The 14517-nt window shown below is 35.8% G+C and carries 11 protein-coding genes; 6 read left to right on the top strand and 5 right to left on the bottom strand.

From position 1 onward, the window contains the following. The first annotated feature begins 82 nt into the window (after positions 1 to 82). The 5 genes from HOY35_RS09905 to HOY35_RS09885 all read left to right on the top strand — a co-directional run bounded on the left by HOY35_RS09905 (position 83) and on the right by HOY35_RS09885 (position 4428). Entirely contained in the window at positions 83 to 919 is an 837-nt protein-coding gene (locus HOY35_RS09905; RefSeq protein WP_172213202.1) for a helix-turn-helix domain-containing protein, read from the top strand. A gap of 83 nt (positions 920 to 1002) precedes the next feature. Then, positions 1003 to 1506 (top strand): PTS glucose transporter subunit IIA, encoded by a 504-nt coding sequence (locus HOY35_RS09900; RefSeq protein ID WP_172213200.1) that lies wholly within the window; start codon positions 1003 to 1005, stop codon positions 1504 to 1506. Between the two features lie 7 nt (positions 1507 to 1513). Beyond that, positions 1514 to 2344, top strand: coding sequence for an endonuclease/exonuclease/phosphatase family protein (locus HOY35_RS09895; RefSeq protein ID WP_172213198.1), 831 nt, complete (start codon positions 1514 to 1516; stop codon positions 2342 to 2344). After that, on the top strand, positions 2344 to 2739 hold the full coding sequence (locus tag HOY35_RS09890) for a VOC family protein (protein WP_172213196.1): 396 nt from the start codon (positions 2344 to 2346) through the stop codon (positions 2737 to 2739). The genes HOY35_RS09895 and HOY35_RS09890 overlap by 1 nt, the downstream gene beginning before the upstream one ends. Positions 2740 to 2748: 9 nt before the next feature. Then, complete coding sequence (locus HOY35_RS09885) at positions 2749 to 4428, top strand: alpha-glucosidase (protein ID WP_172213195.1); 1680 nt, start codon at positions 2749 to 2751, stop codon at positions 4426 to 4428. A gap of 73 nt (positions 4429 to 4501) precedes the next feature. Here HOY35_RS09885 and HOY35_RS09880 read toward each other — a convergent pair whose 3' ends face one another. The 3 genes from HOY35_RS09880 to ppdK all read right to left on the bottom strand — a co-directional run bounded on the left by HOY35_RS09880 (position 4502) and on the right by ppdK (position 8670). After that, positions 4502 to 5317 carry a pyruvate, water dikinase regulatory protein gene (locus HOY35_RS09880; protein WP_172213193.1) on the bottom strand — a complete coding sequence of 272 codons (816 nt, stop codon included), beginning with the start codon at positions 5315 to 5317 and terminating at the stop codon, positions 4502 to 4504. After that, positions 5307 to 5945 (bottom strand): helix-turn-helix transcriptional regulator, encoded by a 639-nt coding sequence (locus tag HOY35_RS09875; RefSeq protein ID WP_172213191.1) that lies wholly within the window; start codon positions 5943 to 5945, stop codon positions 5307 to 5309. The genes HOY35_RS09880 and HOY35_RS09875 overlap by 11 nt, the downstream gene beginning before the upstream one ends. Before the next feature lie 121 nt (positions 5946 to 6066). Continuing rightward, positions 6067 to 8670 carry a pyruvate, phosphate dikinase gene (gene ppdK / locus HOY35_RS09870; RefSeq protein ID WP_172213344.1) on the bottom strand — a complete coding sequence of 868 codons (2604 nt, stop codon included), beginning with the start codon at positions 8668 to 8670 and terminating at the stop codon, positions 6067 to 6069. Between the two features lie 97 nt (positions 8671 to 8767). Here ppdK and HOY35_RS09865 point away from each other — a divergent pair, with 97 nt between their 5' ends. Next, positions 8768 to 10675, top strand: a complete 1908-nt coding sequence (locus HOY35_RS09865) for a fructose-1,6-bisphosphatase (RefSeq protein ID WP_172213189.1) — start codon at positions 8768 to 8770, stop codon at positions 10673 to 10675. Between the two features lie 393 nt (positions 10676 to 11068). Here the strand turns inward: HOY35_RS09865 and HOY35_RS09860 are convergent, their stop codons facing one another. Together HOY35_RS09860 and HOY35_RS09855 are read right to left on the bottom strand one after the other, a co-directional pair. Then, on the bottom strand, positions 11069 to 13507 hold the full coding sequence (locus HOY35_RS09860; protein WP_172213187.1) for a glycyl radical protein: 2439 nt from the start codon (positions 13505 to 13507) through the stop codon (positions 11069 to 11071). A gap of 169 nt (positions 13508 to 13676) precedes the next feature. Next, the gene (locus tag HOY35_RS09855; protein WP_172213185.1) at positions 13677 to 14420 is read right to left on the bottom strand and encodes a DeoR/GlpR family DNA-binding transcription regulator; all 744 of its coding nucleotides are present in this window, start codon (positions 14418 to 14420) and stop codon (positions 13677 to 13679) included. Positions 14421 to 14517: the final 97 nt, after the last annotated feature.

Genomic DNA, 14517 nt, shown 5'->3' with positions numbered 1-14517 from the left:
AAACAAAATACCAAAGAACAAAAGCAATGTAGAAAAACAAAGCAATTCTTCTTATAATAAGTATAAAAGAGGTGATCTCATCATGTACGAAAAAATACAAATACAATATAGAACTGGAGAACAGACGAGTCAACCCTATTGGACATCCGAAATTGAGATTGTATATGTTGTCGAAGGGACACTCCGATTAGGAATTGAAACGAATTTAATTCAAGTCTGCGAAGAAGAAATTTACATTATTGATCGTGGCTTATCTCATTTTTTTATGAATTCTGATCATACAGAATATATTGCTTTAAAATTTGATTTATCAATTTTTAATCATTTTTTGTCAGATCAAGAAAAAATACAGGTCGTTAATGCCTTCGAAAATGTTGAAAAGCATAGTATTCATTGGCCTAAAGCACTACAAAACGACTGTCGTCAGCAAATGTTAGATTTATATGAAATAGAAGAAAACAACATTGCCCTAAAAAATTTAGAAATGCTTCAATCAATCTCTGTATTAATTTTAATAGTCACTCGTCAATTACCTAAAGCAAAACATACCTCACAAAAGATAAATAAGTCAACATTAATAAATAAAGAAATGATTGGAAAAATTGAACAAATTTATGGCTATGTAGATAATTATTATCATGAAGATATTCGTATTGAAGATGCTGCTAAGATATTAAATTTAAGCCCACATTATTTCTCAAGATTTTTCAAAAAACAGATTGGCATCAGTTTTCATCAATTTTTAAACGAATATCGAATCAACAAAGCGAAGTTTCTTTTATCCGAAGAAATATTACCAATGACCGCAATTGCTGAAAAATCAGGCTTTTCAAGTAGCAAAACTTTCCACCGTGTTTTTAAGAAATATGAAGGTATTTCGCCACTCAAATATCAAAAGATAATTATTGAGAAAAATTAACCACTTTTTTAGGATGAATATTTTAAAAACATTTCGTATAGTCAATTACGAGATGTTTTTTATTACGAAAAAGGAGGCTTTCAATGTTTAACGTTTTTAAAAAATCAAAAACAAACAATCAAAATGAATCACAAGTCATCTATGCAATGATTTCTGGGTATCTAAAACCGATTACTCAGGTGGCTGACGACGTATTTTCTGCCAAGATGATGGGAGATGGGTTTGCAATTGAACCCTCAGATAATGTCATTTACGCTCCTAGCGATGGTGAAATTATCAGTATTTTTCCAACGAAGCACGCAATTACGCTCAAGCTTAGCAATGGTGCTGAAATATTAATTCATATCGGCATTGACACCGTTGAGCTAGAAGGTGAACCATTTACAATTCTAGTGAACGCTGGTGATTCAGTATCTCGTCAAACACCGCTTGCCGAAGTAAATTTTGAACAAATCAAACAAGCTCAAAAAGTGACAGATGTCCTCTTTATTATTACTAATAGCGATCAATATCTACTGAAACCAAATGAAGTGAATACTGGAAATGTTGAACTTGGTAGTCAAGTGCTTAACTTAGCTAGAAAGTGAGCAGATTTTGAAAATACTCACCCTAAATACACATAGCTGGCTAGAAATCAATCAAATTGCAAAACTTTACCAGCTTGCAAAAGAAATTATTGCTTCCAATATTGAAATTATTGCCTTACAAGAGGTCAATCAGCTCATTGAAGCACCAATTATTACCAATCAATCCAATATCCAGTCTCTTTCAAAAATACCAATACGATCGGACAATTTCGCTTACTTATTGATTAATATTTTAGAACAACTTGGCAGCGATTATTATGGTATCTGGGTTGATTCACATACAGGTTTTGAAATCTATGAGGAGGGTGTTGCTTTAATCTCTAAAAAACCATTCGTCGATACCCAAGTCATCACTTGCCGAAATCAATTAGACTTCACTAATGTCAGACGGCGAAGCCAGATTGGTGGTGCAATTTACTATCATGAAGAAAAAATTTGGTTTTATTCCGTTCATTTTTCTTGGTGGCAATTTGAAAACGAGGAACTATTTACCAGTGAATGGCTTAATTTTCAAAAGTACGGTCATATTTCCAAAAATGATAACAGTATTATTATGGGAGACTTCAACAATGATGCCTCCATTTTAGATGAAGGGTACAGTCTAATTCACAAACATAGTTCCCTCTATGATAGCTTCCATCAAGCCCAGACTAAATATGGTGAACATACCATTTCTAAAAAAATTGATGGCTGGGAAAATAATAATAAAGAATTAAGAATTGATTATATTTTTACAACACAACCATTAAAAATTAAAACTTATAAAATTTTATTCAATGGACAAGTACAGAATACAATTTCGGATCATTATGGTGTTTCGATAGATTTGGAGGTGTAATGATGAAATATCTTAATCACATCAGAGGATTGCAACATCTTGGAATCCCAACAACAAAACTTCAAGAATCCATAGCGTTTTATGAGCAAATTGGGTTTCAAATCATTAACGAAGAAAAACAACTTAACGGTGATAATGTCGTATTTGTTGAAGCAAATCAGTTAGTAATTGAACTATGGGAAGTTCAGTTTAAAAGCGAAAAAAATGGCGCCATCGATCATATTGCACTAGACGTAACAGATATTGAAGTACTTTATCAAGAAGCAATTGATAATGACCTTATTATCGTCTCAAAAGGGATTGAAACGCTACATTATTGGAAGAAGGGCATTAAATTTTTTATTATTGAGGGTCCTAATCAAGAAAAAATAGAATTTTGTCAAATCAATTTATAAGGAGTAATTATGGAAAAAAAATGGTGGCAGGAAGCAATCGTTTATCAAGTTTATCCCAGAAGTTTTCAAGATAGTAACGATGACGGTATTGGTGATATCCGAGGAATCATTCAAAGACTACCTTACTTAAAAACATTAGGCATTGATGTGATTTGGTTAAGCCCTATTTATCAATCACCTAATGATGACAATGGTTATGATATTAGTGACTACCAAGCAATCCAACCAGAATATGGCACAATGGCTGATTTTAATACACTACTCAAAGAAGCACATCGATTAGGCTTAAAATTAATGATGGATTTAGTAGTCAACCATACCTCTGATGAACATTTTTGGTTTAAAGAGAGCAGAAAAGCAAAAGATAATCCCTATCGTGATTATTATATTTGGAAAGATGCAAAGAATGGAGAAGTACCAAACAACTGGGCTTCTGATTTTGGGGGATCAGCGTGGGCATGGGATGCGGTAACTCAGCAATATTATTTACATCTCTTCTCAAAAAAACAACCTGATTTGAACTGGGACAATCCAAAAGTTAGAGCGGAAATTTATCAAATGATGACATGGTGGTTAGAAAAAGGCGTAGATGGCTTTAGAATGGATGTCATTAATCTTATATCCAAAGATCAAAAATTTCCTAATGACCCAAATGTCAACTATCAAAATCACAGTTCATCAATGGAAATGGCTGCTAATGGTCCAAAAGTGCATCACTATTTAAAAGAGATGAATGAAAAGGTATTGTCTAAATTTGATATTATAACCGTTGGTGAAACGCCCGGTGTCACAATTGAGGAGGCTAAATTATATGCTGGCTTTGAATCTAATGAATTGCAAATGATTTTTCAATTTGAGCATGCTGTCATTGATGACAGTACAGAAGGTTTAGGAAAATGGAGCAATCGTCGTGCCGATTTGGTTGAATTAAAACAGATTTTATCAAAATGGCAAATTGGTTTACATAATGAAGCATGGAATAGTTTATACTGGAATAATCATGATCGCCCAAGAGTTGTTTCTCGTTTTGGTAATGATAATGAGGAATATCATAATCGCTCTGCTAAAATGCTAGCAAGCACACTTCATTTCATGCAAGGGACACCCTATATTTTTCAGGGTGAAGAAATAGGTATGACTAACGTTGCTTTTGATAATATAGAGGATTATCAGGACTTAGATACATTAAATGCTTATCAAGATTTAGTAGTTGAACAAAAACGCTTAACTCACGATGAAATGTTAGAATATATCCATCATTCCTCTCGAGATAACGCCAGAACACCGATGCAATGGAATAATCAACAGAATGCTGGTTTTACTAACGGCAGACCATGGCTAGAGGTAAATCCAAACTACGATAAAATAAACGTCGAAAAAGCACTGTTCAACCCAACGTCCATTTATTATTACTACCAAAAAATTAACCAACTACGAAAAGAATATCCAATCATCGTTTATGGCGACTACGAATTAATTGATCCTGACAATTCCAAGACATTTGTTTATCGTCGAAAATTTAATAATCAACAATTATTAGTTATCAGTAACTTTACAGAAGAAACGCTAGAAACGGACTACTGTAATTTTGATTTTGAATCATCAAAACGTTTAATCTCAAACTATTCAGATGATTTAGGAAAAACATTACGACCTTATGAAAGCAAGGTCTATCTAATTAATGATTAATAAAAAGGGTTTGTATTAGTATCCAAGTAAATAGATATTAATACAAACCTATATTATTTAATAAAATAAGCGATCAGCCATTTTCAATCAGCTGGGCAATTTCTTCAATCGCCATGCCATCAATTTGAATCACTCTCGCACCTAATTCCTCATAAACCTGCTTTGAATAAGCAATTTCAGCCTTAATTCTTTCAATACTAGAATAGTTTGAATCCGCATATAAGCCCAATGATTTTAATCTTGCCTTCCGTATCGCTAAGATTTTTTCGGGATTTAATAACAAGCCAATCAGCTTTTCCTTAGGTACTTCATAAATTTCAGCAGGCAAAGGCACTTCTGGAATCAAAGGTAAATTGGAAACTTTAATTGATTTATTGGCCAAATACATACTTAATGGTGTTTTCGAGGTTCTGGAAGTTCCGAGTATCACATAATCTGATTTAATGAAGCCTTTTGGATTACGACCATCATCATAAGCAACTGCAAATTCAATCGCCTCAACACGATTAAAATAGCCCTGATTTAATTTATATTGTGCTCGTGGCTCATGTTTAGGCTCAACATGAGTCGTTTCTACAATCGCCTCAATCAAAGGTGTCATAAAATCGATATATTTGAAACCATATTTTTTTGAGAATGCCTCCAGCTGCTGTGTTAAAGTAGGCTCTACTAATGTGGTCACGACGACAGCCTTTTCAGCAATTGCATCTCGAATAATTTTGGTTAATTCTTCCTCACTGTCAATAAATGGAAATTTTTTAATTTCAATATTTTCAACATTAGGAAACTGAGCCAACACTGCAGTTATGACCTTTTGAGCTGTATCACCGACTGAATCAGAAATTATAAAAATAGTTAGCGATTTGCTATCATCACGCTTAATACTCATTATCTTCCCTCACTTTATTACCTTCTTGAATTAAGAAATTCATAATCCTTGTCTTAGTTATTTTGCCAACAATTTCATCTGTCGTACCCGTTTTAACTACTGGTAACGAGTCAACTTGATGTAGCATCAACATTGTACCAGCTGATAAAATGGATTCATCAGGAGTAATCGTATAAATATTCGGCTTTCTTGTCATTACCACAGCTACCGGATAATCCTGCTGACCACTCGTTAAGGCACTTCTCAGTAAATCCTTTCGAGACAAAACGCCCACTAAATTATCGCCCTCCTCATCCACTACAAACAAAGAGCCAACATCATAGACAAATAAATCTGTGATTGCATCACGGATAATGGTATTCGAGTGAATCAAAACAGGCGGAATCATTAAATCACTGACTTTTTTTAAGAATAATTTTTCAAATAAAAGTGGTTCAACTCTTTGTCCCGAATAAATATAACCAACTTTGGGACGCGCAGCTAAAACACCGGTCATGGTCAAAATCGATAAATCATTTCTTAAGGTTGGTTTGGTTAAGCCAAGCTTTGCCGCAATATTATCGCCACTAATTGGCTCGCTTTCCTTAACGATTTCAATAATTCGCTTCTGACGATCAGAAAAATCCATAGGTCACTCCTTCTTTAATACTATATCTTTAAATAATATGTCTTAAATCATCAATAATCTATTCTATTATAATTATAATACATATTATATCTCTAAAAGAATTTTTTATAAAGAATGAATATTAAGAAAGTCGATGAATTGCCTCTTTGGCAACAGTCAATCTAGCGATTGGTACACGATATGGCGAACAGGAAACATAATTCACACCGATTTTTTGGAAAAAAGCAATTGATGGTGGATTACCGCCAACCTCCCCACAAACACCGATTGAAAGATTTGGCTTAACTGAACGCCCCTTTTGCACTGCCATCTCAACTAGCTGACCAACCCCATCAATATCTAAAACTTGAAATGGGTCATTCACAAGCAACCCTTTTTCCTGATAATCTCCAATAAATTTACCAATATCATCGCGAGAAAAGCCATAGGTCATCTGCGTTAAATCATTCGTGCCAAAGCTGAAAAAATCGGCATTTTCCGCTAAGTCATTAGCAACTAGACAAGCCCGCGGTAGCTCAATCATTGTGCCAATCTCATATGGAATTTCAATCGACTCAGCTTGAAATATTGTTTGAATTTGCTCAATCAGCTGTTGCTTCACCAATATTAATTCAGAGGCTTCCGCAATTAAGGGAATCATAATTTTAGGCGTTATTCTAAGCCCTTCACGCCAATGCTTAATTGCACTTTTAATAATTGCCGTCACCTGCATCTGATAAATATCAGGTGCTGTCACGCCAATCCGAACACCACGATGCCCAAGCATTGGATTGACCTCAGCTAATGCTGCCAGACTTTGTTCAACCTCTACTACTGTCAACGACAGCTCTTTTGCTACCTTTTGTATCTCTCGATTACCATGTGGTAAAAACTCATGCATTGGGGGATCTAACAGTCGAATAATCATCGGTTTATCTTTAGTCAGCTTAAACATTTGATAAAAATCAACCGTTTGAAATGAAATTAACTGCGCCAAGGCTTCTGATTTTTGTTCTGTTAAAATCCATTGCCGCATTGCCCGCAATCGTTCTACCCCAAAAAACATATGCTCAGTTCTAGCTAATCCCACACCCTGCGCACCAAAATCAAGTGCAGTTCGCAAATCCAAAATTGTTTCAGCATTCGCATAGACCTTAACCTTGGCAATCGCATCACACCACTGCATCAAGCTTTGAAAATTTTCATCAAGCTTTGATAGCTCAGTTTCAATTTCACCAATATAAATCCGCCCCGTCGTGCCATCAACCGAAATAATATCGCCCTCAGTCAATAGTTGATTATTGATTCTTACAATTTTTTGAGCTTCTTCTATTTTTGCTGCTTCACAACCAGTGACACAGCAGGTTCCCATACCACGTGCCACAACAGCAGCATGTGAGGTCATCCCGCCATACGTTGTCACGATTGCTTCTGCTGCAAGCAGACCCTCAATATCCTCTGGTGAAGTTTCTCGCCTTACCAAAACCACCTTTTCACCAAAAGCGACTAGCTCCTTTGCACGTTCTGCAGTAAAGACAATTTTCCCAACAGCAGCCCCAGGACTAGCTGGTAAGCCACTAGCCAAAAGAGTCGCTTTTTTTAATTCTGATTCAACAAAAATAGGATGCAAAAGTTGATTAATATCCTCGGCCCTCATTTTTAAAATCGCCGCTTCTTTAGTAGAAATTTTTTCAGTGACTAAGTCAACCGCAATTTTCAATGCAGCCTTGGCTGAACGCTTGCCATTTCGAGTCTGTAGAATATATAGCTTACCCTGCTCAATTGTAAATTCTAAATCCTGCATGTCTCGATAATGACCTTCAAGTAAATGCGCTATTTTTTGGAATTCATCAAAAGCTTCAGGTAAAATAGTCCGAATGCTTTCAAGCGGTTGTGGGGTTCTTAAGCCTGCAACAACATCCTCACCTTGAGCATTAATTAAAAATTCACCGAATAATTTATTTTCTCCTGTACTCGGATTGCGGGTAAAGGCAACACCAGTACCACTCGTTTGACCGCTATTCCCAAAGACCATACTTTGAATATTAACCGCCGTTCCCAAGGCATCATCAATTTGATTAAGACTGCGGTAGACCTTTGCTCGATGATTATTCCACGAATTAAAAACAGCTTGAATCGCATATTCTAATTGCAGATACGGATTTTGCGGGAAGGTATACTGATTGATTTGATAAACTTGATGAAATGATTGAATTAGAATCTCAAACTCTCTTTTAGAGAAATCGCTTACATTTTTATCGAAATTCAGCTCATGCTTTGCGATTTGGCTATCAAATTGTGACTTCGGAATCGAAAAAACAACATCACCAAACATCTGTAGTAGTCGACGATAACAATCATAAGCAAATGTATCATTATTTGTCAGCTTAGCTAGTGCTTTCACGTTTTGATCATTCAAGCCAAGATTTAAAATAGTATCCATCATTCCCGGCATTGAAAACTGAGCACCGCTGCGAACGGATACTAATAATAAATGGGTGGATGAATTAAAAGCCTTACCAGTTGCCAACTCTAAATCTCTAATTGCCTGTTCGATCTCGGTTTGAAGTGTTTTTTGATAGCTACCAGTTTCTAAAAATGACATACAAGCCTCAGTTGTAACAGTGAAACCGGGAGGTACTGGTAAGCCTAGACGTGTCATTTCAGCTAAATTTGCGCCTTTACCTCCAAGTAACGACTTCATTGAAGCATTCCCCTCGGTAAAACGGTAAACATTTTTCATAATATCCTCCTAAACCATCTATTAATATGTCTGATTAGATGATATAATACGTCTTAAATAAAGTCAATATGATGTATTATATTTTTTAAGGAGTTAATTAATGATTGCAGACAAGTACAATAATCTACTATTTGAACAATTTAAAACCAAAGAAGCTCTCCTTACAGAGCGCATTAATTTAGAAGCAATATTGCAATTACCCAAGGGTACTGAGCATTATATTAGTGATATTCATGGCGAATATGAAGCCTTTGCTCACACATTACGTAATGGTGCTGGAATAATACGTGAAAAAATTTATTTTCTATTTCCTGAATTAGCGACACCTGAAAAAGAGGCATTGGCTTTATTTGTCTATTATCCAGAAAGAAGCTTGACTACCCAAGAAAAAATGCCAGATGATTGGTATGCAATTAAGCTTGATCAAATAATTATTCTTTTAAAGGACGTCGCTGGTAAATATTCACGTTCAAAGCTAAGAAAAGCACTTCCCAAAAATTTTGCTTATTTGGCAGAAGAGCTAATCTTCCGCTTTGAAATCCAAGACTTAAAAGAAAGTTATTATTTAACAATTATTAATAAACTGATTCAATTAAATCAAATGACTGATTTCTTAATTGCCATTTGTCAGACAATCCAACGGCTTGTGGTTGACCATCTACACGTCGTTGGCGATATTTTTGATCGAGGAAGGCAAGTTGAAAAGGTCATGGATGAATTAATTGCTCACCATAATGTCGATATTCAATGGGGCAATCACGATATCCTATGGCTCGGAGCAATGGCAGGCTCAAAAATTTGTTTAGCAGCTTTATTGAGAATTGCTGCTCGATACAATTACCTTGATGATATTGAGGCTGCCTATGGCTTTAATTTAAGACACCTATTCATATTCGCCGAGAAAAATTATGCTAATAATGAACAATTTCACCCTAAAAATTGTTCTAATGAAGGTCAAAAAGAAAGTCTGTCTAAGGTTCATCAGGCCTTAACTATCATTCAATACAAGCTTGAAAGCCAATTGAGTATTCGTCGACCAGAATTTAAATTGGCTGGTGGCAAATTGCTTCATAATTTGTCTAGCGATCAAAAAAAAATTCAAATTAAAAATCACAGCTATCAATTAATCAATGGTTGCTTTCAGCTAGTTGATAAAAAGCAGCCCGATCATTTAACACTAGACGAAGAATTAGTCATAAGCGCCTTACTACAAAGCTTCCAAAACTCACAACGTTTAAAGAGACACTTGGATTTCCTAATGACTCACGGTGGCATGTATCTTGTATATAATGGACAGCTTCTATTTCATGGTTGTATCCCTCTAGATGAAAATGGCAATTTTAAGAATGTTAACTTCGGTCAACAAAATTTAACTGGCAAAAAATTACTTGATTTCTTTGATAATCACCTTCGACTAAGCTACGCTAATCCTTGCAATCACATTGACTTCGATACGGACTTGTTTTGGTATGCTTGGTGTGGTAAATATTCGCCACTTTTTGGCAAAGAAAAAATGGCGACTTTCGAGCGTTATTTCATTAATGACAAGGAAAGTCATCATGAAAAACGTAATCCTTATTTTAGCTTTCGTAATCAAAGCGACTATTGTGAGCAAATCCTTGCAGAATTCGGCTTATCTGGTAATAATGCACACATTATCAATGGGCATACACCAATTAAAGTAACTCAAGGCGAAAGTCCAATCAAGGCTGATGGCAAGCTATTTGTAATTGATGGTGGTCTGTCCAAAGCCTATCAACAAACAACTGGTATCGGTGGCTACACATTACTTTATACCTCAACTGGTTTTCAAATTGTCACTCATCAGCCCTTTAATTCCGTAGCTGATTTATTTATTCACCAGAAAGCAGGCAAGACTGTTTCAACCAAGCGAATCATTAATCATGATGAATTTCGTATTTTAATAAAGGACACCTCAATTGGTGAAGAGCTACAACGACAAATCGCTGATTTAGAAGATTTGATTCAAGAAAATTTTAATGATTAAATCATCGTAGGCTAAATACTCATTTATCAAAAGAGGCAAGGACAAAATGTCCTTACCTCTCAGAATTTAGACAAATGCCAGAAACATAATTGAGCGTTTGTCTATATTATTTTGTCCTGCTTTTTTACGTTGCTCAAGACTGCTTTGAATATTATAGTTTTATTGTGAAATCTAAATCATTTGTTACAGCAAATGATGTTCCTTCAAAAAACGCTTTAGCATTGCCAGCATATTTGACAGGCTTTATCTCTCTCAAAACTGCTCAAATAGAAACATCATTCGGTCAGACAGAAAACATCTGATTAGATAAACGAATGACTAGTCTATTGCTCGCAGTTTTATTCAGAGAGAGAAAACAACTGATTTTATACTAATTTATAAATTGGCGTATCTCTAAAGAACCTGTTCTGTTCGCGCAATAATATCATCTTGGGTAGCTTTAGAAAGAACATTGAAGAAGGCTGAATAGCCTGCGACACGTACAATTAAATCCCGATGCTTATCTGGATACTTTTGTGCATCAATTAATGTTTCACGCGAAACAACGTTATATTGAATGTGATAGCCATGCAATTGATTAAAGAAGGCACGAATTAGCATAATCAGTTTCTGTTTATCCGCCTCTTTAGCAATCATCTGTGGATTTACCTTCTGATTAAGCAAGACACCGCCAATAATTTCTTCTGTCCTTAGCTTCGAGACTGACTTCAAAACTGAGGTAGGCCCATGCTTATCCATATTATGAGATGGCGAACACCCCTCGGCTAGTGGAGTCCATGCATTTCGACCATCTGGTGTTGCCATTGTCCCCTTGCCTTGACCAACATTTGCTGAAATTGAAGAAGTACCAGAGTAGCGTGTCCCCCCAATCGATCCACGCCCATAGCGCGTATTTGGATATTTTTTGACCTCCTCAATGTAGCTATCATAGGCCTTGACGACTAATTGATCGACATAGTCATCGTCATTACCATACTTTGGCACCTCATTAATAATCATTTGTTGTATTTCCTGACCTTGCTCAGTCGCATAATCCGTCATTAAAGCTTCCCATAATTCAGCAGGTGTAAATTTCTTTTGTTCAAACACTAGCTGTTTAATCGCAGCAAGTGAATCGGCCAAATTAGCAATCCCTACCTGTAAACCAGAAATGAAGTCATAAATTGCGCCACCCTCTTTTAGAGTCTTCCCTCGACCAATACAGTCTGCAGTTAACGCTGAGCAAAGAATGTCAGGTACATCACGCTCCAAGCCAATGTCAATTGCATTTTCAACAATGACACTTTTTCTTGTCAGCTCACGTACAACACTATCCCATGCCGTTTCTAAATTTGCAAAAGATGTCATCTTTGTAAAGTGACCGTAACCCTTTGTAAATCTTTTGCCAGATACAGGATCTATCCCATCATTCATTGCAATCAGTAAAATTTTTGGAAAATTCATATAACTCATCCCTGTGCAGCGATAACCCCATTTTCCTGGAACAGCTGTCTCAACACAGCCAATTGCACTATAATCATAGGCATCCTCTTCAGTAACGCCAATCTTAATAAACGAGGGAATAATTATTTCGTCATTATTAAAGGCTGGCATCCCAAAACCAAGCTTCATTACCTCAATACATTCATTCATAAATGCTTTATCCAAGCCTGAATGATAACGAACCGTGAGATTAGGCTGTGGCAATTTAGTTTGCGCAACACTTTTCAAAACAAGATATGACAATTTATTGACAGCATCTTGCTTAGCTTTCGTTTGTCCACCGATTGTCACGTTTTGGTAAAGCGGGCTTCCTGCGCTGCTGAAGGTATGCGCTTGGCTGCGAACCTTATTAATTGTTAAGGTTTTAATCCAAAGATTCGTTAATAGCTCGATTGCTTTCGCCTCAGTAATCTGTTGCTTAGCTAAGTCAGCTTTTAAATAAGGATACATATATTGATCAAAACGACCATAGGATAATGAATGCCCATTAGATTCAATTTGTAATATCAGCTGAATAAACCAAACAGCCTGAATTGCCTCGTGGAAGGTAGCAGCTGGCTCATAAGGTACCTTCTCACAAATTCGGCTTAGCTCAAGCAGCTCCAAGCCCCTTTTTGGCTCAGCCGTTTCAGCCAATTCTCGTGCCAGCCTAGCATAACGCTTTGCAAATGTATAAACGGCATTCATGACAATATCAACTGCCTTATAAAATTGATACTTGTCAATATTTTCAGGTTGCGTTAAGTCTAAATTTGCCTTTGCTTGACGTGCACGCTCCTGATAACCTTTTATCCCAAGCTTTAGCATTGACTGATAGTCTACCGCTAAATGAGCATCCCCAGAATTCATCTTGCCTTCCATACCAAAAAAACCTGTTTCCATATAGACTGAAACCTCATCTGGTAATAATGCCCCCGCCTTTGCTCTTAAGTTATTATTCTCCCAAAATGGGGCAATTCGACGTAAATCAGCCTTTGTTTGCTCAGTAATATGAAAAACATCGCCATCACGCTTTTCAAATAAATCAAGCTCATCGATCACAAAAGCCATCGTGTATTCTGGAAAAATTGGTGCATCCCGATTTGAAGCAGCCTGATTACCAACAATTTGCGTTTCATCCTCAATATAAATAGACATTTTTTCTAAAATATTTTGCAGCATCAACGCACGCTTCACAACACTGGGCTGGTTTTGATGTAATTGATAGGCCTCTGTCGCTAATAATGCCCGTTCGGCACAAATATAGGGTTGCTTGGTAAGGACACTTTCTCGATATTCACTCATACGCTGAGTTAATTCACCAAAATGATTGGTTTTTAATGCTACCTTTTCTTGAATAACTGTTACCATCTAAATCACCTTTCTTTTTTCGTTTGAAATAAAAATAAGTTTCATTCGCAACTAAATCCTAGCACGATTAAAAAACAAAGTCAATTAAAAACAAAAAAAAGAACTAAAGCTATGACGCAGCTTTAGCTCGTATTACTTTAATCTATCAATAAATAATTATAAATTATGATTATACTGTGATTATATTTACCCCTTGTTGCTCTAGCTGCTTACATAGCTGAGGTTCAATACCGATATCTGTAAAGATTGTGTCAACCTCAGAAATATTAAACTCTGTCACCAAGCCTCTTTGCACAAATTTACTCGAATCTGTTAAAATAATCACCTTATCGGCAGACTGTGCCATCAGCTTGGAAGCATCTGCTCTCGCCAAATCACTACCGGTGAAAATCCCCTTTGGATTATAGCCATCAATTCCAACAAATAATTTGTCAACATAAAAATAATCAACAACAGTTTTAATCAATGGTCCTACATTCACCTGAGAATCCTTTTGGTATTCGCCACCTAATAGAATAATTTCAATATTCTCATATTTACGAACATAAGCAGCTAAAAAGCATGAATTTGTAATAATAGTAACATCTTTACAATGCATTGCAATCTCTTCAGCTAATAGGACACAGGTTGAGCCTGATTCAATAATAATTGTTTCACCATCATTTACTAGCTCCCTTGCTTTCGTCGCAATTTTCTTCTTTAAATCGTAATTAGTAGCTAAGCGATAATTTAAATCATCCTGATTATTAATTTCAGCAAAACCGTGTTGGCGATGAATCATTCCTCGCTTCTCTAAACGATCTAAATCTTTTCTTATTGTTACCTTTGAAACATTCAGAAGTTCCGCAAGCTCGTTAACTTCTACTTTTTTTCTTTGATTAACAATTGAAATAATTTCGTCTAATCTAGCCAAAGTAACACCTCCATATGTTGCTTAGTCTATCATAGCGCAAATTAAAAAACAATTTTTGAATTATCTTTGAAATAAATTTCTCCTATAAAAAAACCAT

This window comes from Enterococcus sp. MMGLQ5-1, assembly GCF_013155265.1.
Lineage (GTDB): Bacteria > Bacillota > Bacilli > Lactobacillales > Streptococcaceae > MMGLQ5-1.
This window is presented reverse-complemented; position numbering and strand designations above follow the sequence as displayed.

Bases quoted from the DNA above. Each gene is read 5' to 3' on its own strand.
- HOY35_RS09885 (WP_172213195.1), top strand. From the start codon at position 2,749: ATGGAAAAAAAATGGTGGCAGGAAGCAATCGTTTATCAAGTTTATCCC.
- HOY35_RS09900 (WP_172213200.1), top strand. From the start codon at position 1,003: ATGTTTAACGTTTTTAAAAAATCAAAAACAAACAATCAAAATGAATCA.
- HOY35_RS09880 (WP_172213193.1), bottom strand. From the start codon at position 5,317: ATGAGTATTAAGCGTGATGATAGCAAATCGCTAACTATTTTTATAATT.
- HOY35_RS09890 (WP_172213196.1), top strand. From the start codon at position 2,344: ATGATGAAATATCTTAATCACATCAGAGGATTGCAACATCTTGGAATC.
- HOY35_RS09860 (WP_172213187.1), bottom strand. From the start codon at position 13,507: ATGGTAACAGTTATTCAAGAAAAGGTAGCATTAAAAACCAATCATTTT.
- HOY35_RS09875 (WP_172213191.1), bottom strand. From the start codon at position 5,945: ATGGATTTTTCTGATCGTCAGAAGCGAATTATTGAAATCGTTAAGGAA.
- HOY35_RS09865 (WP_172213189.1), top strand. From the start codon at position 8,768: ATGATTGCAGACAAGTACAATAATCTACTATTTGAACAATTTAAAACC.
- HOY35_RS09905 (WP_172213202.1), top strand. From the start codon at position 83: ATGTACGAAAAAATACAAATACAATATAGAACTGGAGAACAGACGAGT.